Here is a 20,047-nt window from a genome sequence, read left to right as displayed (position 1 = left end):
GTGGGAGTCCCGATGCCGACCGCCGTGCCGGAGAGAGCCGCAGGAGCGACTGGGGAAGGACCCGAAGCGGTCCGGCCGGGCCGCTCGTCCGTCGTGCCCCGCGGTACCGGCAGGACCGCCGCGCGCATCGGCGTACTGACCGTCTGCCAGGCCGCCCTGGTGGTGGGCTTCGGGCTGCTGATCACGGGCCCCGCCCGGAACGTGTGGCCGCTGACGGTCGAGGACAACGTCAACGAGGGATTCGAGCGGATCCGTACGGGCCCGCTCACCACCCTGTCGTACCTCGGCTCGGAGGCGGGCAACACCCTCACGGTGATCGCCATCACCCTGCTGAGCTGCGTTGCCCTGCTGCTCGTACCCCGGCTGCCGATGTGGCGCCAGGCGGTCTTCCTCGCCGTCGCCGTCTCGCTCCAGTCACTGGTGTTCGTGGCCGTCACCGAGTCGGTGGACCGCACCCGCCCGGACGTGCACCGCCTCGACGCCTCCCCGCCCACGTCCAGTTACCCCTCCGGCCACACCGGCGCGGCCACCGCGCTGTATGCCGGACTCGCGGTGCTCGTGCTGTCCCGGGTCCGCAGGCCGTGGCGGTGGCCGCTGGCCGGGCTGCTGTTCCTCGTACCGCTGGCCGTCGGCGTCGCCCGCCTCTACCGAGGCATGCACCACCCCACGGACGTGATCGGCGGAATGGCCAACGGCGCCCTGTCCCTGCTGATCGTCGGCCGTGCCCTGTTCACCGACAGGTCCGTGGCCGTTGTCCCCTCGCCACGGACCGGGCACACCGACGCGACCGCCGAGGTCGAGGAGCGCGAGCCCGGCAGCACCGCCGTGATCTTCAACCCCACGGTGACCGGCGAAGCGACCCGCGAGAAACTGCGGCGGATCCTCGAACAACACGGCCACCGCGCACCGGCGTTCATCGAGACCACCGCCGACGACCCCGGCACCGGCCAGGCGGCCGGTGCGGTCCGTGACGGAGCGACGCTGGTCGTGGTCTGCGGCGGCGACGGAACCGTCAGGGCGACCGCGGACGCACTGGCCGACAGCGGGGTACCGCTCGTCGTGGTGCCCTGCGGCACCGGAAACCTGCTGGCCCGCAACCTCGGCCTGCCGCTCACCCCCGCCACCGCGCTCGACGCCGCGCTGTCCGGTGCCCCGCACCGCCTCGACCTCGGCCGCATCGAGGGCGACGGCCTCGCCCCCACCCACTTCGCCGCGATGTCCGGGGCCGGGCTCGACGCCGCGATGCTGGAACACACCGACGACCGCGCCAAGTCCGCCGTCGGCTGGCCCGCCTACCTACTCGCCATCATCGGCTCGCTGAGCACGCCCCGGATGCGGCTGACAATCCGGCTCGACGACGCGCCCGTCCTGCACCGTACGGCCCGGATGGTGCTCGTCGCCAACGTCGGCACCGTACAAGGCGGTCTCACGCTCCTCCCGGCGGCCCGGCCCGACGACGGACTGCTGGATCTGCTGATCCTCGACCCGCGAGGCCCCGGTGGCTGGATGCGTGCCCTGGGCGTGCTGGTGCGCGGCCGCAGGCGGAACGCGCGGCCCACGACCGTGGACACGCTCGTCCCCGAGGGCACCGGCACGAAGGGCGTGCCGGTGGAGTTCCGCACCTTCCGGCGGGCCGAACTCACCTTCGCCGCCCCGCAGTCGCGTGAACTCGACGGCGACCCGGTGTCCCACGGCCGACGTCTCACCGCCGAGGTCAGGCCCGGCGCGCTGACCGTCCTGCTGCCCACCCGGGAGAAGTGAATGGGCACCGCCACCAAGGTCCCCGAGACCCGCGACATGACCGGCGACGAACTCTCGGCCGACGAGGCACTGGCGTCGCTGCGCCGCTACGGCCGCTGGCCCCTGCTGCGCGACTCCTTCGTCCGGTTCCGCTACGCCGACGGCTTCAGCCACTCCCGCGCGCTCGCCCTCCAGACGGTACTGGCGGTGATCCCGCTGGCCATCGCCTTCGTCGGGCTCTCCACCGCGCTGCACACGGAGAACATCGGCAGGCTCGCCGAACTGACCATCCACCGGATCGTGCAGGGGCCCAGCGCCGACGTCGTCGACGACGCACTGGACCGCAGCCGCCACAGCGCGGGCGACGGTGACCAGATCGCCCTCTGGTTCGGCCTGGTCTTCTCACTGGTCAACGTCACCACCGCGATGTGCCAGATCGAACGCGGCGCCAACCGGATCTACGGGAACGAACGGGACCGCCCCTTCCACCAGAAGTACCTGCGCGGGCTCGTGATGTCCCTCAGCGCCGGGATCCCGCTCGGCCTCGGGTTCATCGTGATGGTGGCCGGCGGCGACCTGGCCGCCGCGGCGGTGACGGTGTATCACCTCGACGGCGACGCCAGGACCGTCTGTGAGATCCTGCGCCGGCCCTTCGGCCTGCTGCTCGCCCTCCTTTCGGCCAGCGCGATCTTCCGCCGGTCCCCCCGGCGCCGACAGCCCGGCTACACCTGGCTGGCCTTCGGCGCCGCCGTGTATCTCGTGCTGTGGACGGCCCTGACCTGGCTGCTGAGCCTGTACCTGGGCATCAGCGGGTCCTTCGACACGATCTACGGCCCGCTCAGCGCCTTCATGTCACTGCTGCTCTGGGCCTACCTGACCTCCATCGCCCTCTTTCTGGGGCTCTCCTTCGCCGCACAGTTGGAGGCCGCGCGGGCGCTGCGGCCCGGTCCGATCACAGCCGACCCGGGAGTCTGAAGGGTGGTCCGCGCCACGGCCCAGCGCCTTCGTGACCGTCGCCGCCGGGCGGCCGACCGGAGATTCGGCATCCATCTGCTCGGTTCGGCCGCCGTCGCCGCCGTCGCCGCCGTCCCCTTCGGTCTGCTGCTCGTCCTGGTCGAGGGGCACTGGCAGCCGCTGCGCCGTCTCGACGTGGGCGCGGCACGGCGGTTGAACGAGACCGCCCTCGAACACCCGGCGTGGACGGACACCCTTCGTTTCCTGTCCGACCGGGTGTGGGACCCGTTCACCCTGCGGACGGTCCTCGCGCTGCTGACTGTGTGGCTGTTGTACCGCCGGGCCTGGCGACTCGCCGCCTGGTCCGCCGTGACGGCCGTGGCCGGGGGACTCGTCGGGTTGCTGGTCAAAACGGTGGTCGAGCGGGCCAGACCGGCCCTGGAGGACCCGGTCGCGCACGCACCGGGATTCTCCTTCCCCTCGGGGCACGCGATGACCGCGACCACCTCGTTCGCGGTCCTGCTGCTGGTCCTGCTGCCCATGGTGCCGCGCGCTCTGCGGGCGCTGTGCTGGTGCGCCGCGGTCGTGTCCGTGCTCGGCGTCGGCTTCACCCGGATCGCTCTCGGCGTGCACTGGTTCAGCGATGTCGTGGGCGGCTGGCTCCTGGGCCTCACCGTCGTCGCCCTCACCACCTGGGCCTTCGAGGCCTGGCGCACCGACGCGGGCCGCGGACATGCCGGGTTGAGGGAGGGACTGGAGCCCGAACTCACCGGTGCCAGGCTCCGGACACAGGGTGGTACGCAACACCCTTAGAGAGTGGGCACGTTCTGCGCACTCCGGGTCCGTGAGCGGCGTACCGAGGAAGGTGTCGAGGGCGTGGTCGTACGCCGCAGCCGCCACGTCGAGCAACTGGTGTTTCCTCGGCGGCGAGTTCGACCGGACTGGAGCCGCGGTCCGCCGGATCGCTGCGGCGTACGCACAGGCGGGTCGTGCGCGGACTTCGCCCCACCCCGCCGGTCGAACCTGCTGCGTCGCACACCTGCGCCGCGGCGGAACCGGTGCCGCCCGGCGCAACTCCTCCAGTCCCGACCGAAGTTGGAGCTGCCCTGTGTCCAGGAAGTCCCTGCCGACGCGGCTTGCCGCCACCGCCGCGCTCCTGCTCGCCGCAGGCGCGCTGTCCGCGCCCGCCGCCTCAGCCAAGCCCTCGGACGCCTCCCCCGGCGACGCCTCGTGCTGACCGTGACCACCAACCCGACCAGCACCGCCTACGACAACCGCCACGTAGACGTCACCGGCTCCGTCACCAAGGCCGACGGCACCCCGGCGCCCAACATCCCCGTCACCATTCAGGAGGTCGTCCGATTCACCACCTGGAACCCGTGGGGCGACCCGATCGACCCCAACTACTACGAGCCGAGCCGCGTGACTTGGGCAAGCCGGTCACCGACGCAAGCGGGAAGTTCACCGTCCCCGACGTCGGCATCGACCACGTGACCGGCAGCAGCCTGCTCAACGTCCAGCACGGGGTACAGATCACGGCTCTCTACGACGAGGACGGCGACCTCAACACCCCGCAGGACGGCTACTTCGCGGACACCACCGTGGCCGCCAACACCAAGTCCAGCTCCGTCAGTTACAGGTCAACAAGAAGAAGGTGAAGGCGGGCGACATCCTCACCGTCCAAGGCAAGGTCACCCTCCCCAAGGGGGTCGAGCCCGGGGGCACCGAGGTCTTCCTCCAGACCTACTGGGAGAACGAGTACCACGTGAAGACGACCACCGAGGACGACGGTTTCTTCGTGCTGTCCGTGCGCGTCTCGCGCGACGACGACACGTTCGAGCTGCGCACGGCTCCGACGGACCTCTACGTGGCGGGCGCGAACGAGCCGCTCCCGATCACCAACACCTCGCTCCCCCGCACGTAGCCCTCCACAGGAAGCGAAGTTCTTGGGTTCAGTCGATTGATCCCTCGAACGTGATCATCCGAGAAGGAAACTGACTGACGCAGATGCGGCCTTCGTCTGATCCCGTGCTCGGTCACAGAGGCACAGGAACAGCGCGAAGGCCGTGGGCGTGAGTTTCCCACTTCCGGTCGGAGTTGTACGCGTGCATGACCGGCGCCGGGCTCTGACCGGGCGTTGGGGTCCCCGAAGACGAACCCGCCCCCGTGCCACGACGGCCCGCCGCACATCATCGAAGGCACCGTCGTCCGCCTGCCGCTGCCGACGCGGAATACCGGCGAGAGCTAAGTAAGTGGCGGAACAAGGCGCCTTTTAGGACTTCGTGGGCATGCGCAGCAGGTCGGCCAGCTCGGCGTCGTAGAAGCGCTCGGGGTCGAACCCCATCCCGGTGAAGTGGCCGGCGAGTTCGAGGGACAGGACACCGTGCAGGCGGGTCCAGAAGGTCAGGGCCCGGTGGAGCGTGGCGGGCGGGGCGGGGTGGCCACCCGCCCAGTCCCGGTGGTCGGCGAGGTGGGCATCAAACGGGGTCGCCGGGTCGTCCGCGGGCAGTTCGGCGCACGCGTCGAGCAGGCCCGCCATGATCTCGGAGGCGATCGCGGTGATGTCGTCGGGCGCGTGGTAGCCGGGGACAGGGGTGCCGTAGACGAGGAAGTACCGATGGGGGTCGGCCAGGGCCCAGCCGCGCAGCGCGTACGCGAGGCCGGCCGGGTCGGCACCCTCGGTGCGGGCCGCACGGAAGGTGTCGGCGAGGCTGCGGTACGCGTCCCTGACCAACTCGGTGATCAGCTCGTCACGGCTGGCGAAGTACCGGTACAGCGCGGGCCCGCTCATACCCATGCGCTTGGCGATCGCGTTGAGGGAGAGCGCGGACGCCCCCGCCGTGGCGATCTGCTCCCAGGCATGCTCCTTGATCTCCGCACGCACCTGGGCGCGGTAGCGCTCGCGTGGCGTCGTCGCCTCTGCTCCGTCCATGACCTGCCCTCCCTCGCCGTTAGTTAGAGGTTATCACGATGGTTATTGACACTCCTCCCGAGACGAGTTACAACTTCTAACGAACCCGATAGTGAGTAACTCACGAAGGCCTCGCGGGGCACTGCGCCGGCTCCGCCGTGCATCCGGCTGTCTCACGCCACTTCCACCGTAAGAACGCAAAGGAGAACGCTCGTGTTTGAACGCTTGGCCGAACTCGCGATTCGCCGGTCCCGGCTGGTCCTCGTCATCGCCGTCGTGGCCGTGGCCCTCATGGGCGTGTTGGGAGCCGGCGCATTCGAAAAGCTCCGCGGAGGCGGCTTCGACGACCCCGCCTCCCAGTCCACCCGGGCCGCGAAGGTCATCGACGAGAAGTTCGGCGGAGAGACGAACCTGGTCCTGCTCGTCCAAGCCCCCGACGGCCGCGTCGACACCCCCGCCGCCACACAGAGCGGACAGACCCTGGTGGCCGACCTCAAGGAGGAGAAGGAGCTCACCAACGTCGTCTCGTACTGGGACACGGGCAGCCCCGACCTGCGCTCCCGGGACGGCCACGAAGCCATGGTGCTCGCCCATGTGACAGGCGACGAGACACAGCAGCGGGAAAACGCCCGGAAGATCCTCGATGCCTACACCGGAACCCACAAGGGCGCACTCACGGTCCAGGCCGGAGGCGGCGCCGCGGTGGGCAACGACCTGTCGAAACAGGTGGTCGACGATCTGGTCCTGGCCGAGGCCATCGCCATACCGCTCACCCTCGTGCTGCTCCTGTTCGTCTTCGGCAGCGTGGTCGCGGCCCTGCTGCCGTTGGCCATCGCCGTCATCGCCGTCATCGGCTCGTTCGCCCAGCTCTCCCTTCTCGGTAGCGTCACCGACGTCGCCGACACCGCGACCAACCTCACCACCGCCCTGGGCCTCGGACTGGGCATCGACTACGCCCTGCTGATGACCAGCCGCTTCCGGGAGCAGCTCGCGGCAGGGGCGAGTGTGGACGACGCCGTACGGCGCACGGTGCACACGGCCGGACGCACCGTCGCGTTCTCCGCCGCGACCGTGGCGGCGGCGCTCGCGGCGCTCCTGGTGTTCCCGCAGTACTTCCTGCGTTCGTTCGGCTTCGCCGGAGTCGGTGTCGTCGCCATCGCCGCCCTCGGCACCCTGTTCGTGATGCCGGCCCTGCTGACCGTCCTGGGTCACCGGGTCAACAGCGGGCGGCTGCCGTGGGCGAAGCCGGGGCACACCGGCGCCCGGGCACCGATGTGGGGACGGCTGGCCCGCACCGTCATGCGGCGGCCCGCGCTCACCGCGCTTCCCGTACTCGCCGTACTGCTGGCGGCGGCGAGCCCACTGCTGGGCATCACCTTCGGCACACCGGACGAGCGCGTCCTGCCCAAGGAGGCCGCCAGCCGCCAGGTCTCCACAGCACTGCGGGCGAACTTCGACGGCAGCGAGGACTCGGCCGTCAACATCGTCATCGACCAGCCCGTGAACAAGGCCCCGCTGGAGTCGTACGCGGTCGAACTGTCCGGGCTCAAGGGCGTCGTACGCGTCGAGACCAGCACGGGAACCTACGCCGAGGGACAGTCCACGGTGACGGCACCCGGCAACACCACCCTCGGCCGGCCCGACGCGCAGCGCATCAGTTTGGTGAGCGCCCTGACACCGAAGTCGGACGCGGCCCAGAACCTGGTCAAAGAGGTGAGGGCACTCGCCCCGCCCGCCGGGACACACCCCCTGGTGGGCGGAACCGACGCCGTACTGGTCGACTCCAAGGACTCCATCGGCGGCCGGCTCCCGATCGCCGTGGCCCTGGTCGCCCTCACCACCTTCGTCCTGCTCTTCCTGTTCACCGGCAGCGTCGTGCAGCCGCTGCGCGCACTGGTCCTCAACGTGATCAGCCTGGCGGCGACCCTCGGCGTCATGACCTGGATCTTCCAGGACGGCAACCTCTCCTCCCTCCTCGGCTTCACGGCGCAGCCGATGGAAATGTCGATGACGGTGCTGATGTTCTGCATCGCCTTCGGCCTTTCGATGGACTACGAGGTGTTCGTCACCAGCCGGATCAAGGAACTCCACGATCTGGGCAAGGACAACGAGACCGCCGTGGCCGACGGCCTCGGCCACACCGGACGCATCGTCAGCGCGGCGGCCTTCCTCCTCGCGGTGAGCTTCTTCGCCTTCGGCACCGCCAAGATCAGCTTCATGCAGATGTTCGGCCTGGGCAGCGGACTGGCCGTCCTCATCGACGCGCTCGCCGTACGCGGCGTACTCGTCCCCGCCGCCATGCGCCTGCTCGGCCGCTCGGCCTGGTACGCACCCGGCTTCCTTCGCAAGCTCCACGACCGGTTCGGCCTCAGCGAAGGCGGCCCCGAACCCACGGCCGCCACGGAACCCGCAACAGCAACATCGCCGTACGTGAAGGACGCGACGGGAGCCTGACCACCCAACACCGCGCCGCATTGTGCGACGGTCTCTTCCGGAACACCCCATTGCAGGGCGGTTCAGTGCCAGTCGCGTGCTCAGTCACAAGCACTCATGTGACTGAGTGTCCTGGTTGGCCGCGGTGGCCAACCAGGACACTCAGCCGGCAAGCGCTCGCCCGGTCTCGCGATGGCTGCCGGTAGGGGCTCCGACCGCTTCGGTGCCGGACGGTGACGATGACCTTGCCGACCTGGCCGTTGGCCTCCATGTGACGGTGGGCGTCAGCGATGGCGGACAGGTCGAAGGTGCGGTCGATCACGGGTGCGAGGGCGCCGGTGCGCAGGCCAGCCGTACAGGATCAGCGTGCCGTCGCGGGCCACGAGTTGGGCGAGTTGAGTCAGGCCCGGGCCGCCGATCGAGTCGAACACGATGCGGGCGCCCTCTCCGCCGGTGATGTCCTTGACGCGGTCGGCCAGGTCGTCGTGGTCGGTCGCAGGCTTCCGGCTGATCTACGGCGATCCTGTGCCCGGCTACCAGACACCCGAGGGCGGTCCCGCGCCTGAAGCCGCCAAGCGCGCATGCCTCGGCCTCACCGGACTGGCCGCCGCGGCCTGGCCGTACGCACAGACCACCCAGGGCGGCGACCACGCCTGGGAGGACTTCGCCCCAGAACTTGTGGACACCATCCGCCGGGACAACCCCCCCCCTGCCGCCCGCCGGCCTCGCCCTGGCGCTGCGCCTGTGGGGACGCATGCACGGCTTGGTCGCCCTGGAGGTCTACGGGCACCTCGGCCCGCGGAGTCTCCGACCGGATGGGCTGTATCACGCTGAAATCCGTGGCCTGATCAGGTCACTCAGGCTCCTGGCTTCACCGGGCGACTCGACGCTGAGCACGCAACTGGCCGGCTGAAGCACTCAATAGCCATCTGAGGGGCTGTGGCCGCTCCTCCCGCCAGTTGGCGGATGAGGGCTCTACTCACGCGGACACAACAACTCCCCGACCCGACCAGCAGCATGACCGCACGCTGCTGAAGATCGCCGGTGCTGCCCTGACCGCGCGCACCATGACGGTGACACCGAAGTGGTGGGGCCGGTCTACTCGACCTTGACCCAGTTGAGCGTGCGTTCCACTGCCTGCTTCCAGCCCGCGTAGCCCTCCGCTCGTTGGTCCTCGGACCACTGGGGCTCCCAGCGTTTCGACTCCTGCCAGTGGGTGCGCAGTTCGTCGGTGTCCTGCCAGAAGCCGGTGGCCAGCCCTGCCGCGTAGGCGGCGCCGAGCGCGGTGGTCTCGGCGACGACCGGGCGGCTGACCGGTACGCCGAGGACGTCGGCCTGGATCTGCATGCACAGGTCGTTGGCGGTGACACCGCCGTCGACCTTGAGCACGTCGAGGTGGACTCCGGAGTCCTGCTCCATGGCCTCGACGACGTCGCGGCTCTGGTAGCAGATGGCTTCCAGGGTCGCCCGGGCGAGGTGGCCGTTGTCGTTGTACCGGGCGAGGCCGACGATCGCGCCCCGGGCGTCGGAACGCCAGTACGGGGCGAACAGGCCCGAGAACGCCGGGACGAAGTACATGCCGCCGTTGTCCTCGACGGTGCGGGCCAGGGTCTCGCTCTCGGGCGCGCTACTGATGATCTTCATCTGGTCGCGCAGCCATTGCACCGCGGACCCGGTGACCGCGATGGAGCCCTCCAGGGCGTAGACCGCCGGGCTGTCGCCGAACTGGTACGCCACGGTGGTGAGAAGGCCGTGCTGTGAGCGGACCGGTTCCGTGCCGGTGTTGAGCACCAGGAAGTTGCCGGTGCCGTAGGTGTTCTTGGCCTCGCCGGGCGCGTAGCAGACCTGTCCGACGGTGGCCGCCTGTTGGTCGCCGAGCACCCCGCTGATGGGGATGGCGGCGCTCAGTGGCCGGGATGTGCGCGTCATGCCGAACGCCTCGCGATGGGAGGAGGGGTTGATGGTGGGCAGCATCTCCCGGGGGATGTGGAAGAAGCCCAGCAGTTCGTCGTCCCAGTCGAGGGTTTCCAGGTCCATCAGCATGGTGCGGCTGGCGTTGGTCACGTCGGTCGCGTGGATGCCGCCGTCGGGGCCGCCGGTCAGGTTCCACAGGACCCAGCAGTCCGTGTTGCCGAAGAGAGCGTGTCCCAGCTCGGCCGCCTCGCGGACGCCGTCGACGTTCTCCAGGATCCACTGGATCTTGCCGCCGGAGAAGTAGGTCGCCGGCGGCAAGCCCGCCTTGTGGCGGATGACGTCTCCCTGGCCCGAGCGTTCCAGGGCCGCGGCGATGGAGTCGGTGCGGGTGTCCTGCCAGACGATGGCGTTGTAGTAGGGGCGGCCGTTGCGCGGGTCCCATACAACCGTGGTCTCCCGCTGGTTGGTGATCCCGATCGCGGCCAGGTCGGTCGGGGACAGGTTCCCGTGCCGCAGGGCGTTCTGCATCACGGAGTTGGTGCGCTCCCAGATCTCCACCGGGTCGTGCTCGACCCACCCGGAGCGCGGAAGGATCTGGGCGTGCTCCAGCTGGTGCTTCGCCACCTCGTTGCCCGCATGATCGAAGATCATGAATCGGGTGCTGGTGGTCCCCTGGTCCACCGCGCCGACGAAGTCAGCCATGGGTGCCACCTTTTCGTAGGTGTCAGTCCTTGGGAGCGGGGATGCGGCCCGGGGGCTCCGGCTCCGCTGTCGGCAGGAACCGGCCGACGAAGAACTTGTACAGGGCCGCGCCGACCAGACCGCCGACCAGGGGACCGAGGATCGGCACCCAGAAGTAGAAGTTCCCGTACTGATCTCGCCATGCTCCGCCGTACCCCGTGAGGAAGCTGGCCAGACGGGGACCGAAGTCACGTGCCGGATTGATCGCGTAGCCGGCGTTGGTACCCCAGGCCATGCCGATGCCCACGACGACCAGGCCGATGATGAACGGGCCCAGGTTGGCGCCGGGAGGTGTGTTGAGCAGGTCCGTGATGGCCAGGATCAACAGCAGCAGGATGGCGGTGCCCATGACCTGGTCGCGAAACGCGCCCCACTCGTAGACCGGCAGGTTCGTGTTGCCGTTAGCGGGGAGCGTGGAGAACACGATCTGCGTCTTGAAGGTGTGACCGGGGTCGGCCTTCGCCAGCGCCTCGGTGTAGTTCCACCGCACGAGGAGGGCCGCAACGAAGGCGCCGGCCGTCTGCGCCAGCGCGTAGGGCGCCACCTTGCTCCACGGGAAGCCCTTGAACGCGGCCAGGGCGACGGTCACCGCAGGGTTGAGATGCGCGCCGCTCAGCCGTGCCGCGACGTAGACACCCATGGTGACGCCGATGCCCCACGCCCAGGAGATGCTGTCGTGGTTTCCGAGGCCACCCGGTGGAGTCGTGAGCGCTCCGCCGGCTACCACCTGGGCCACCACGCCGCAACCGAAGAGGATGAGAATCATGGTGCCCGCGAATTCGGCCGACATCTCGCCTATCAACCCCGACCTGCTAAACCGCTCACTCATGGAAGCCCGCTTCCCGCCGGCTCAGGACCGGCCGTCGACTGCCCGAGTCCGCACGGCATCAGCATAGGGCGATCAAGAAATAACCGCACAAACAGTGAAATGTCATGCACTCCGACCTGGTCACACATGGGGACACCCCTTCAGGGCCGGCCGTCCCGGCACGCTCTCGTTCCCGAACATCACACACGGGCTGTACGACAAGGGCGCTCACAGCCACGCAATGAGTCATAACTCTACGTAGTGATGATAACAGGACAAATCGATATCGCCAGTGGAATGCTTTCCCGCGGACTGCGATCCTCTGTGACTGCGCCGGACGGTCCGCCGTCGACACAACTGGCCTTCCCTGGCCTGGTCCTGCCCTCGCCCTCGCCCTCGTCCTCGTCCTCGTCCTCGTCCTCGTCCTGCATGATTGCGCTGCCCGTGCCAGGCACCGTCAGACACCCCGGTCCGGTGGCGGCTCGGTGTCGTCCCCAGGAGGTTTCACGCTCGTCACGCCAGTTGTTGACGGTCGGCCAGGAGCGGCCGGACGGCTGTCGGACGATCGGTGAGGCCCTGGCGAGGGTCCGCAGCGGCGCCGTCATCAGCGTGCTTCCCGGGACGTACGCGGAGAACCTGACCATCACCATCCCGGTCACCATCGTGGCGCAACAGGCCCGCGGCACCGTCGGGACAGCCCCCCGCCGGGGCAGCGCGGTCGTCCTCAAGGCGGACGCCGTGATGCTCGACGACCTCGTGCTGCGCGGCCGGGACGACGAGCTGTCGGTCGTCGACGCCCCGCGCGGGGAGGTCGCCATGGACGGCTGCGAGGTCACGGGCGCGGCCTGGGCCGGGCTGCTCGCCCGCGGCAGCGGCTCGTCGGCCATGCGGGACTGCCGGATCAGCAATCCGGGCGGCGCCGGGGTCGTCGTCACCTCCGCGGTGGACAGCTCCATCGAGTCCTGCGCCCTCGAACATCTCGGTACCTCCGGGGTGGTGATCGGCGAGGGCGGCCGGGTCACGGTACGCGGCTGCACCATCCGCGACGCCCGCGGCAAGTGGAGCAGCCGCTGAACGAGTTGTCGGCATGGGCGTCTCCCACGGTGACGGGGCTCCCCGTCAGGTGACCGCACCGAGCATGGCGCTGACGCCGGCGATGATCGCTCCGCCGATCGCGATGGAGACGAACGAGCGGAGGAAGCCAGTGCCGAAGAAGCGCCACCGGATCCAGGCCAGGCTCACCAGTTCGAGAGTGATCGTGGCCAGCTCCACGGCGAGGGCTGCGTGGTACTGCGGTATCAGGAAGGGCAGGGTGTGCAGCACTCCGCCGAGAAAGGTGCCTGCCCCGGTGATGGCTCCGCGCAGATAGGGATTGCCGCGGCCGGTCAGGTCTCCGGTGTCGGACAGGCCTTCGGAGAAGGCCATGCTGACACCGGCGCCGATGGCGGTGGCCAGCCCGGCGAAGAACGCGTAGCGCGGCTGGTGCGTGGCGAACGCGACGGCGAAGATCGGTGCCAGCGTGGACAGCGAACCGTCGATCAGTCCGGTCATGGCGGGTTGCGCACGCTGTAGGAGAAACGAACGCCGGTCTTGGTGCTCGGACGGCCGCAACAGCGTCGTGGTCATGGAATGGGTCTCCTTGCCGATCATGGCTCTTGAGGGCGCCGGAGCAGGGAGGAACGTCGGGGCGACGCAGCCGTTCGGCGGACCGTGAGGCCTGCCGGGCCTGGCAGACAGGGCCCGCCCCCGACGTCCCGCCAACGGGTCGCTCCCCGCCGTGGCGCGGTCGTGTTTCGACGGTGGCAGACGCTGAGGGCCCCTGGTAGCGGCCGTAAACTTGAGGGGATACAACCCCGGCTTGCAGCTGGGAGGACGGTGCCATGGCGCTCAGCACGCATGTCCCCGACCTGGCCGCGCTGGAGTTGCTGCTCGGCGTCGCCCAGGAGGGCAGCCTCAACAGCGCGGCCAGGGCGGCGGGGGTGAGCCAGCAGGCGGTTTCGGCGCGGATCAGGGCGATGGAGGCCCAGACCGGCGTGACGCTGGTGCACCGTAGTCCGCGCGGGTCCAGGCTGACCACGGAAGGCGTCATGATCGCCGAGTGGGCCGCCCGGCTGCTGGAGGCCGCGGCCGAGGTGGACGCCGGGATCGCCGCCCTGCGGGCGGACCGGCGCGCCCGGCTGCGGGTCAGCGCCAGCCTGACCATCGCCGAGCAGCTCCTGCCGGGCTGGCTGGCCTCCTTCCGCGCGGCAGGACGAGTGGGCGATGCCGCCCCGGAGATCGTCCTGACAGCGATCAATACGGCCACGGTCATCACCCACGTCACCGAGGGCACCGCTGACATCGGATTCACCGAGGGCCCACAGCGGCCGGCCGGGCTCCACGGCAGGGTCGTCGGACACGACCGGCTCGCGGTGGTCGTCGCTCCGGACCACCCCTGGGCCGGCCGCCGCCGACCCGTCGGCGCCGCCGAGCTGGCCGCCACTCCGCTGGTGAGCCGCGAGGCAGGTTCCGGCACCTGGGAGACCCTGGCCGCCGCGCTGGCCGCCGCGCTCGGCCCCGGCTCCTCCCGAGCCGGCCCGGCGCAATGGCTGCCCACCACCTCGGCGGTCCGTGCGGCCGCGCTGGTCGGCTCGGCACCGGCGGTCATCAGCGAACTGGCCGTCGAGGACGACCTGACCACGGGTCGGCTCGTCAGGGTTCAGACGCCTGAACTCGACCTGAGCAGGACCTTGCGCGTCATCTGGGACGGTGCCACCAGCCCGCCCAGCGGTGTGGCACGGGATCTGATCACCCACATCCTCACCCACCGCGATCAACGACGCGGCAGCAGGCAGACGCGCCGTCCAGCCCAGTGACCGCGCGGGTCCACCCACTGATGGCGTCGGCCCGGCGCATGTGACGACGGAGTGCGCGTACGGGTCCCTGCCCCGCCTGCTCGGCCTCCCAGGCCGGCCCCAGCGGACGTCACGGGGCCCGCTGCGCCCCGCACCGGCCTCCACCAGCCACAACGCCAGGTTGTATCCCGGCAAGCAGACGGCCCCTACCGGCCGGTCCCCGCGGATGTGAACGTCGACAAGGAAGGCCCCAGCCATCAAGGGCTCCGGCCATCCGAGGAGGACGACATGAAGACGGTGACACTGGGAGCGACCGGCCTGAAGGTGACCCCCTTGGCCTACGGCACCTGGCAGTTCGGCGGGGACTGGGGGCCCGTGGACGAGGGCGCGGCGCGCGAGGCGATCGGCTCCGCCAGGTCGATGGGCATCAACTTCTTCGACACCGCACAGGCCTACGGGTTCGGCCGGTCCGAGCGACTGCTCGGGGCGGCTCTGGCCCACGACCTGCGCTCGGCGCGTGATTCGGTGGTGATCGCCACCAAGGGCGGACTGCGCATGGACGGCGATCGGCTGGTCCGCGACGCCGGCCCGGCATGGCTGCGCAAGGGTGTCGAGGCCAGCCTGGAAGCACTGGGCACCGACCACATCGACCTGTATCAGGTGCACTGGCCCGACCCGGGCACCCCCATCCCGGACACGGCCGCCGCGCTCGCCGAACTGGTACGGGAAGGCCTGATCCGCCACGTGGGTGTCTCCAACTACAGCCCCGCGCAGATCGCCGAGTTCGCCACGGTGCTGCCGGTGGCGACCGTCCAGCCGCCCTACCACCTCTTCCGCCGCGACATCGAAGCCGACCTGCTGCCCTATGCCGTCGCGCACCGCATCGGGGTGCTGGCCTACGGGCCGCTGGCCCACGGGCTGCTCGGTGGAGCCCTCACCGAGGGCACCAGGTTCGATCCCGGTGACTGGCGCGCCGACCATCCGGCCTTCACCGGTCCCGGCTTCGCCCGCAATCTCGACGTCGTCGCGGCCCTGCGCGCCTTCGCCGCCAATCGCGGCGTATCGGTCGCGACGCTGGCGGTGGCCTGGGTGCTGGCCCACCCTGCCGTCCAGGTCGCCATCGTCGGCGCCCGCACCCCGGCCCACCTGACGCAGAACCTCGGCGCCCTGGACCTGACCCTCACCCGGTCCGACCTGGCCGAGATCGATCGCATCATGACCGCCGCGGTACCGGTCGGCGGTCCCACCCCGGAAGGCATGGCATGACCACCCCCCAGACCCCCGCACAGCACAGCACCCCGGTCCGCCAGAGCGGCGGCCACCGCCCGAAGACACCAGTGATCGCGTTCCTGGGCACCGGGCGGATGGGCGGCCCGATGGCCGCCAACCTGGCCCACGGCGGCTTCGAGCTGCGGGTGTGGAACCGGACCACCAGCCGCACCGCAGACCTCGCCCGGCATGGAGTGTTCGTCGCGCGCAGCCCGGCCGAAGCCGTCGAGGGCGCCGGAATCGTCATCAGCATGATGGCCGACGGGCCCGCCACCGAGCGGGCCGCGACCGGCCCGGACGGGTTCCTGGCCCGGGTTCCCGGGCTGATCTGGGTGCAGATGGCCACCATTGGAGCCAGCTGGTCGGCGAGACTCGCGGTCATGGCCGCCCGGCAGGGAGTGACGTTCGTGGACGCTCCGGTTTCCGGCAGTCAAGGGCCGGCCCAGGAGGGGCAACTGGTCATCCTGGCCAGCGGGCCCGATCGGGTACAGGACGTCCTCGCGCCCGTGTTCGGCGCGCTGGGCCGGGCCACCCTCTGGCTGGGGCCGGCCGGCGACGGCACCAAGGCGAAACTGGTGTTGAACAGCTGGCTCGTCAACCTCGTGGAAGCGACCGCGGAAACCCTGTCCTTCGCCGGCCACCTGGGCTTGGACCCCGCCTCGATCGTGGAACTGCTGCGGTCGACCCCGCTCGGAAGCCCGTACGCGGTGCAAAAGGCCACCACCATGCTGGCCGGCAACTTCACCCCCACGTTCGCGCTCAAACACGCCCTCAAGGACGCCGAACTCGCGGTGCAGGCCGCGCACTCCAGTGGCACTCGACTCGCGCTCACAGAAGCGCTACTCCCCCGCTGGCGGCAGACCGCCCTCCTGCACGCCGACAACGACCTGTCCGCGGTCTACATCACAGCCTGATCGAGCCGGCGCAGCGAAAGGACGCACGGCGATGAAGACGCACGCCTGTCCCACGGGCCCAACCACGCGGTACGCGGCACCGAGGCAGCCCCCTGACACCGTCACCACGGTGGCGGACCAGGAGCACCCCGGCACCGCCGCTGCCCCGACGGCCGAGCACGGACGGCTGGGGCTGGCGCTCATCCTGGTCGCCGCCTTCATGGTGGTGCTGGACTTCAGCATCGTGAACGTCGCGCTGTCGTCGATCCAGCGTGAGCTCGGCGTTTCGGCCGCCACGGTGCAGTGGGTGGTCACGGGCTACGCCATCGCCTTCGGCGGCCTGCTGATCCTCGGCGGCCGGGCGGGTGATCTCTACGGTCGCCGACGCCTGTTCCTCGCCGGGATCGCCGTGTTCACCGCCGCGTCACTGGCCGGCGGACTCGCCCGCGACCCGGTACTGCTGATCGCCTCCCGCGTGGTGCAGGGGAGCGGGGCCGCGATGGTCGCGCCCGCCGCACTGTCACTCATCACCACGGGCTTCCCCGAAGGCCCGCGTCGGACCAGGGCGCTGGGCCTGTACGGCGCCACGGCGTCGGTCGGCTTCGTCGCCGGCCAAGTGCTCGGCGGCGTACTGGTGGAGTTCCTCAGCTGGCGCTCGGTGTTCCTGGTGAACGTTCCTGTGGGGCTTGCCGCCCTGCTGCTCGCCCCCCGTACCCTGCGGGAGTCGCGATCGCCGCGTACGGGGCGGCATCTGGACACTTCGGGTGCGCTGCTCATCACCCTCGCTGTGGGCGCCCTGGTCTTCGCCGTCTCCCGCGGCGGCGGCGCCGGCATCGGCTCGGCCGACGTGCTGGTCCCGCTCGCACTGTCCGCCCTGGCCGCGGCAGCCTTCGCAGCGAACGAACACCACCGTGCCGACCCGCTCATGCAGCCGGCTCTGCTGCGTCTTCACGGGCTGCGCAACGCCGGTGCCCTCATGCTGCTGCTCGGCCTGTGGAACGGCGGCGAGATGCTCGTACTTTCCGTGTACCTCCAGCAAGTCCTGCACATGTCCCCGCTAGCGGCCGGGCTGACCATCGCCCCACAGGGAATCGTCGGGCTCGCGACCGGCCTGCTCGGCGCCCGGTTGGCACGGCACCTCGGCATACAAAAGGTGCTGGTGGTGACCGGAGCCGCCGCCACCATCGGCTTCGCGGCCCTGACCCGGCTCCCGGGGAGCGGTGGATCCCACCTGCCGCTCGCGGCGGTGACGCTGGTCGGCTGCGGCACGGCCGGCATGGCGTTCGGCAGCATGGTCACCGCCAGCGCCGGTGTCGCCGACCGCGACCAGGGCCTGGTCGGCGGAGTGATCAACACGAGCCGGCAGCTGGGCGCCGCGATCGGAGCGGCGCTGCTTCCCGCGGTCGCCGACGCGGTCGACCGCACGCGGCACGCCTCCACGGCGGTCGGTGACCGAGCGGCCATGCTCGCCGGGCTGGCGGCGGCCGGCCTTGCCACGCTGGTGGCGACGAACGCCTGGCGTCGATCGCGCCACGACGGCGTCGCGCGATGCGCACCACGAGCTTGATCCGCTCCCGGCCGGGGACGGGACCGGGCGCGGGCAAGAGGCCCCGGATCAGGTCTTCTTGACCTGGTCGTAGCGGCCGAGGAAGCAGGGGGTGCCGTTCTGCAGACGGTAGAGGAAGAGGCTGTTGACCCAGTGGAACTCGTCGGTCAACGCGTCGAACGCGATGGTCTTGGCGAACCCCTTGTAGGTGGACGCGCGGAGCCTGCGCACCATGGCACCCCGCTCGACCTCGACGTTGCCCAGCTCGCGCAGACCCTGGGCGACAAAGAGCAGCGCGTCGTACGCCTCCAGCGCGAAGCGCTCGACGGCGCGCACCCCGAAGCGCTTCTTGTACGCCGCCACAAAACGCGCCGCGGCGGGCAGCGCGGCCGGGTCGACGTAGGTCGCGCTGATCACCCAGCCCTCGGCCGCCGGGCCCGCCTCCGTGAGGAACGCGGTCTCCAGGACCGGTTCCGGAGCCATGCGCGTGCCCTGGAATCGGGCCTGTTCCAACGCGCGGGCCAATCGGGCGGCCCGGTGCGGTGAGACCCCGCCGTACACCACGGCCTCCGCGTCGGCGGCGAGCACGGCGGCGGCGACCGGGCCGAAGTCCTCGCTGTCCGCGGGGACGACATGGGTGGTGGTCGTGCCGTTGGAGGGCGGGAACATGGTCAGGTCCTTGACGATCTGCCAGCTGATGCGGCCCGCCGCCCTGTCGTCGATGAGGGCGGTCCTGCGGCTCTTCTCGGTGTGGGTGAGGTAGTGGATGAACGGCGTCGACAGAGCGTACTCGTCAGGCCTGAGCTGGAAGAACGCGCGGGTGGAGATCTTGGAGTACACATCGGTGGCGGAGGAGACGCTCACGATGGGCAGCAGCGCCTTCTCGTAGCGGGCGACGGCGGCCTCGGCCGTGGCGGTGCCGGTCGGGCCGATGACCGCGTACACGTCGTGGTCCGCGACGAACCTTCCGGCCACCTCCTCGGCCCGCTTCGCCTCCCCGGCGTCGTCGAGGACCTTCAGCGCCACATCGAAGGTCCGTCCCTCACGGGAGCGGGGGTTGAAGTCCTCCACGGCCAGATCTGCTCGGCCGTCGGGCGGTCCGCCGGGTCCTTCGCCAGGCACAAGTGCAGCAGCGTCAGCAGCTCGGTGCCCGCTGTGTCTTCCTCGGCTTCCTCGTTGTCCTCGGCGTTCTCCTCGGCTTCGATGCCGGCCAGGTCGGGTTCGTCGTGGACCGTTCGGTAGAGCAGGGCGTCCGCCGTGCCGGTGCCGAACGGTGGTCGGCCGCTCGCCGCGTACGCCAGCAGGCAGCCCAGCGAGAAGATGTCGCCGGCCGGGCCCAGTGCCGCGCCGCGGGCCTCGGCCTGCTCGGGTGAGAGGAAACCGGGGGTTCCGACGACCAGGTCGGTGGAGGTGATCGCGGTCTCGTCGGTCGCGCGGGCGATCCCGAAGTCGATGAAGCGCGGGCCGTCCACGGCGAGCAGGACGTTGGCGGGCTTGACGTCGCGGTGGACAAGACCGGCCGCGTGCACCTCGCGCAGTGCGGCGGCGAGCATCCGGGCCAGCACGCGCATGCTCCGGACAGGCAGCGGACCGTGGCGGGCGGCCGCCTCCTCCAGCGAGGGGCCGGGCACGAAGGCGGTGGCCAGCCAGGGTGCCGCCGCGTCCGGGTCGGCGCCGGTGACCGGCACCGCCCAGGGGCTGGTCACCCGGCGGGCCGCCTCGACCTCGCGGCGGAACCGGGCGCGGAAGTCCGGCTCGTCCGCGTACTCGGCCTGGATGACCTTGACGGCGGCCAGTGTCCCCGCCTCCGTACGGCCGAGGTAGACCACGCCCATGCCGCCCGCGCCGAGGCGGGCCAGCAGCCGGTGTCCGCCGATCGTGGCGGGGTCGGTGGGGAGCAGACGCCCGCTCATCCCGGCCCCTCCAGTTCGCTCTCGGTGAGACTCAGCATCTGCCCCACTCCCTGCTGCAGCGCGGCATCGACCTCTTTCCCCGACCGGCCCT

At 70.5% G+C, this 20,047-nt stretch carries 21 protein-coding genes and 1 pseudogene; 14 read left to right on the top strand and 8 right to left on the bottom strand.

The genetic code is table 11. From position 1 onward, the window contains the following. The first annotated feature begins 12 nt into the window (after positions 1-12). From KVT44_RS35150 to KVT44_RS58620, 7 genes are all read left to right on the top strand, one after another. The gene (locus KVT44_RS35150) at positions 13-1,761 is read left to right on the top strand and encodes a diacylglycerol kinase family protein (protein ID WP_217571402.1); all 1,749 of its coding nucleotides are present in this window, start codon (positions 13-15) and stop codon (positions 1,759-1,761) included. After that, entirely contained in the window at positions 1,762-2,715 is a 954-nt protein-coding gene (locus tag KVT44_RS35145) for a YihY/virulence factor BrkB family protein (RefSeq protein WP_217571400.1), read from the top strand. 3 nt (positions 2,716-2,718) lie between these two features. After that, positions 2,719-3,507, top strand: a complete 789-nt coding sequence (locus tag KVT44_RS35140) for a phosphatase PAP2 family protein (RefSeq protein WP_217571392.1) — start codon at positions 2,719-2,721, stop codon at positions 3,505-3,507. A 295-nt stretch (positions 3,508-3,802) separates the two neighbouring features. Continuing rightward, positions 3,803-3,931 (top strand): hypothetical protein, encoded by a 129-nt coding sequence (locus KVT44_RS60180; protein ID WP_302832145.1) that lies wholly within the window; start codon positions 3,803-3,805, stop codon positions 3,929-3,931. A 2-nt stretch (positions 3,932-3,933) separates the two neighbouring features. Then, positions 3,934-4,188: a hypothetical protein gene (locus tag KVT44_RS58630; RefSeq protein ID WP_254650311.1), complete on the top strand. Its 255-nt coding sequence runs from the start codon at positions 3,934-3,936 to the stop codon at positions 4,186-4,188. Beyond that, a complete protein-coding gene (locus KVT44_RS58625) occupies positions 4,185-4,352 on the top strand; it encodes a hypothetical protein (protein ID WP_254650310.1) in 168 nt (55 codons plus the stop codon). Before KVT44_RS58630 ends, KVT44_RS58625 begins: the two co-directional genes overlap by 4 nt. Next, positions 4,349-4,618 carry a hypothetical protein gene (locus KVT44_RS58620; RefSeq protein WP_254650309.1) on the top strand — a complete coding sequence of 90 codons (270 nt, stop codon included), beginning with the start codon at positions 4,349-4,351 and terminating at the stop codon, positions 4,616-4,618. The genes KVT44_RS58625 and KVT44_RS58620 overlap by 4 nt, the downstream gene beginning before the upstream one ends. A gap of 348 nt (positions 4,619-4,966) precedes the next feature. Here the strand turns inward: KVT44_RS58620 and KVT44_RS35130 are convergent, their stop codons facing one another. Continuing rightward, positions 4,967-5,626 carry a TetR/AcrR family transcriptional regulator gene (locus KVT44_RS35130; RefSeq protein WP_217571390.1) on the bottom strand — a complete coding sequence of 220 codons (660 nt, stop codon included), beginning with the start codon at positions 5,624-5,626 and terminating at the stop codon, positions 4,967-4,969. Between the two features lie 192 nt (positions 5,627-5,818). On the opposite strand from KVT44_RS35130, the gene KVT44_RS35125 reads away from it, so the two are divergent. Further along, a complete protein-coding gene (locus KVT44_RS35125) occupies positions 5,819-8,059 on the top strand; it encodes an MMPL family transporter (protein ID WP_217571388.1) in 2,241 nt (746 codons plus the stop codon). Positions 8,060-8,153: 94 nt separating this feature from the next. On the opposite strand, the gene KVT44_RS61140 is transcribed toward KVT44_RS35125, so the two are convergent. Next, the gene (locus KVT44_RS61140) at positions 8,154-8,360 is read right to left on the bottom strand and encodes a zinc-binding dehydrogenase (RefSeq protein ID WP_364558947.1); all 207 of its coding nucleotides are present in this window, start codon (positions 8,358-8,360) and stop codon (positions 8,154-8,156) included. Next, positions 8,323-8,469 carry a hypothetical protein gene (locus KVT44_RS61135; protein WP_368857598.1) on the bottom strand — a complete coding sequence of 49 codons (147 nt, stop codon included), beginning with the start codon at positions 8,467-8,469 and terminating at the stop codon, positions 8,323-8,325. Before KVT44_RS61135 ends, KVT44_RS61140 begins: the two co-directional genes overlap by 38 nt. A 245-nt stretch (positions 8,470-8,714) precedes the next feature. On the opposite strand from KVT44_RS61135, the gene KVT44_RS61130 reads away from it, so the two are divergent. Further along, positions 8,715-8,951, top strand: coding sequence for a TetR-like C-terminal domain-containing protein (locus KVT44_RS61130; RefSeq protein WP_368857597.1), 237 nt, complete (start codon positions 8,715-8,717; stop codon positions 8,949-8,951). Between the two features lie 185 nt (positions 8,952-9,136). Here the strand turns inward: KVT44_RS61130 and glpK are convergent, their stop codons facing one another. Further along, positions 9,137-10,654, bottom strand: coding sequence for a glycerol kinase GlpK (glpK, locus tag KVT44_RS35110; protein WP_217571386.1), 1,518 nt, complete (start codon positions 10,652-10,654; stop codon positions 9,137-9,139). A gap of 22 nt (positions 10,655-10,676) precedes the next feature. Then, positions 10,677-11,522 (bottom strand): MIP/aquaporin family protein, encoded by an 846-nt coding sequence (locus KVT44_RS35105; RefSeq protein WP_099918988.1) that lies wholly within the window; start codon positions 11,520-11,522, stop codon positions 10,677-10,679. Positions 11,523-12,023: 501 nt separating this feature from the next. Here KVT44_RS35105 and KVT44_RS35100 point away from each other — a divergent pair. After that, positions 12,024-12,557, top strand: a pseudogene (locus tag KVT44_RS35100) (right-handed parallel beta-helix repeat-containing protein); the annotation flags it as partial. A 63-nt stretch (positions 12,558-12,620) separates the two neighbouring features. Here the strand turns inward: KVT44_RS35100 and KVT44_RS35095 are convergent. After that, complete coding sequence (locus KVT44_RS35095) at positions 12,621-13,127, bottom strand: hypothetical protein (RefSeq protein ID WP_217571382.1); 507 nt, start codon at positions 13,125-13,127, stop codon at positions 12,621-12,623. A gap of 254 nt (positions 13,128-13,381) precedes the next feature. Here KVT44_RS35095 and KVT44_RS35090 point away from each other — a divergent pair, with 254 nt between their 5' ends. The 4 genes from KVT44_RS35090 to KVT44_RS35075 all read left to right on the top strand — a co-directional run bounded on the left by KVT44_RS35090 (position 13,382) and on the right by KVT44_RS35075 (position 18,064). Next, positions 13,382-14,356, top strand: a complete 975-nt coding sequence (locus tag KVT44_RS35090; protein ID WP_190171149.1) for a LysR family transcriptional regulator — start codon at positions 13,382-13,384, stop codon at positions 14,354-14,356. 267 nt (positions 14,357-14,623) lie between these two features. Beyond that, positions 14,624-15,601 carry an aldo/keto reductase gene (locus tag KVT44_RS35085; protein WP_217571380.1) on the top strand — a complete coding sequence of 326 codons (978 nt, stop codon included), beginning with the start codon at positions 14,624-14,626 and terminating at the stop codon, positions 15,599-15,601. After that, positions 15,598-16,518 carry an NAD(P)-dependent oxidoreductase gene (locus KVT44_RS35080; protein ID WP_217571379.1) on the top strand — a complete coding sequence of 307 codons (921 nt, stop codon included), beginning with the start codon at positions 15,598-15,600 and terminating at the stop codon, positions 16,516-16,518. The genes KVT44_RS35085 and KVT44_RS35080 overlap by 4 nt, the downstream gene beginning before the upstream one ends. 31 nt (positions 16,519-16,549) lie before the next feature. Continuing rightward, on the top strand, positions 16,550-18,064 hold the full coding sequence (locus KVT44_RS35075) for an MFS transporter (protein WP_217571378.1): 1,515 nt from the start codon (positions 16,550-16,552) through the stop codon (positions 18,062-18,064). Positions 18,065-18,112: 48 nt separating this feature from the next. Here the strand turns inward: KVT44_RS35075 and KVT44_RS58615 are convergent, their stop codons facing one another. Together KVT44_RS58615 and KVT44_RS58610 are read right to left on the bottom strand one after the other, a co-directional pair. After that, positions 18,113-19,114, bottom strand: coding sequence for an ABC transporter substrate-binding protein (locus tag KVT44_RS58615; RefSeq protein ID WP_308314195.1), 1,002 nt, complete (start codon positions 19,112-19,114; stop codon positions 18,113-18,115). After that, the gene (locus KVT44_RS58610; protein ID WP_254650308.1) at positions 19,060-19,956 is read right to left on the bottom strand and encodes a serine/threonine-protein kinase; all 897 of its coding nucleotides are present in this window, start codon (positions 19,954-19,956) and stop codon (positions 19,060-19,062) included. Before KVT44_RS58610 ends, KVT44_RS58615 begins: the two co-directional genes overlap by 55 nt. Positions 19,957-20,047: the final 91 nt, after the last annotated feature.

It is taken from the genome of Streptomyces sp. GbtcB7, assembly GCF_019091445.1.
Taxonomy (GTDB): Bacteria; Actinomycetota; Actinomycetes; order Streptomycetales; family Streptomycetaceae; genus Streptomyces; species Streptomyces mirabilis.
The sequence above is the reverse complement of the archived record's forward strand: the minus strand, read 5'-3'. Positions and strand labels throughout refer to the sequence as shown.

Bases quoted from the DNA above. Each gene is read 5' to 3' on its own strand.
- KVT44_RS35150 (WP_217571402.1), top strand. From the start codon at position 13: ATGCCGACCGCCGTGCCGGAGAGAGCCGCAGGAGCGACTGGGGAAGGA.
- KVT44_RS35105 (WP_099918988.1), bottom strand. From the start codon at position 11,522: ATGAGTGAGCGGTTTAGCAGGTCGGGGTTGATAGGCGAGATGTCGGCC.
- KVT44_RS35085 (WP_217571380.1), top strand. From the start codon at position 14,624: ATGAAGACGGTGACACTGGGAGCGACCGGCCTGAAGGTGACCCCCTTG.
- glpK (WP_217571386.1), bottom strand. From the start codon at position 10,654: ATGGCTGACTTCGTCGGCGCGGTGGACCAGGGGACCACCAGCACCCGA.
- KVT44_RS35130 (WP_217571390.1), bottom strand. From the start codon at position 5,626: ATGGACGGAGCAGAGGCGACGACGCCACGCGAGCGCTACCGCGCCCAG.
- KVT44_RS35075 (WP_217571378.1), top strand. From the start codon at position 16,550: ATGAAGACGCACGCCTGTCCCACGGGCCCAACCACGCGGTACGCGGCA.
- KVT44_RS35080 (WP_217571379.1), top strand. From the start codon at position 15,598: ATGACCACCCCCCAGACCCCCGCACAGCACAGCACCCCGGTCCGCCAG.
- KVT44_RS35145 (WP_217571400.1), top strand. From the start codon at position 1,762: ATGGGCACCGCCACCAAGGTCCCCGAGACCCGCGACATGACCGGCGAC.
- KVT44_RS35095 (WP_217571382.1), bottom strand. From the start codon at position 13,127: ATGACCACGACGCTGTTGCGGCCGTCCGAGCACCAAGACCGGCGTTCG.
- KVT44_RS58610 (WP_254650308.1), bottom strand. From the start codon at position 19,956: ATGAGCGGGCGTCTGCTCCCCACCGACCCCGCCACGATCGGCGGACAC.
- KVT44_RS35090 (WP_190171149.1), top strand. From the start codon at position 13,382: ATGGCGCTCAGCACGCATGTCCCCGACCTGGCCGCGCTGGAGTTGCTG.